This window comes from Cobetia sp. SIMBA_158, assembly GCF_046566945.1.
GTDB classification, from domain to species: Bacteria; Pseudomonadota; Gammaproteobacteria; order Pseudomonadales; family Halomonadaceae; genus Cobetia; species Cobetia amphilecti.
Genome location: NZ_JAWJYL010000175.1, coordinates 1 through 315, shown reverse-complemented (window position 1 = coordinate 315; position 315 = coordinate 1). Strand labels below are relative to the sequence as shown.

The 315-nt window shown below is 58.4% G+C and carries 1 protein-coding gene; it reads left to right on the top strand.

Features of this window, described 5'->3' with window-relative positions; genetic code table 11:
* The coding region (locus R2R70_RS19515; RefSeq protein ID WP_410978824.1) for a DEAD/DEAH box helicase at positions 1-315 on the top strand (315 nt) is incomplete at both ends.

The window sequence follows — 315 nt, the reverse complement described above, 5'->3', positions numbered from 1 at the left end:
AGCACGCCAATAACTTCCGCAACTGGTTTGCACCGCTCGGTATCGAAGTGGGCTGGCTCGCCGGTAAGCAGAAAGGTAAAGCACGGCTGGCACAGCAGGAAGCCATCGCCAGCGGTCAGGTGCAGATGATTGTCGGTACACACGCCATCTTCCAGGAACAGGTGCAGTTTAACGGCCTGGCGCTGGTGATTATCGACGAACAGCATCGTTTTGGCGTGCATCAGCGTCTGGCATTGTGGGAGAAAGGCCAGCAGCAGGGCTTCCATCCGCATCAGTTGATCATGACCGCCACGCCGATCCCCCGCACGCTGGCAA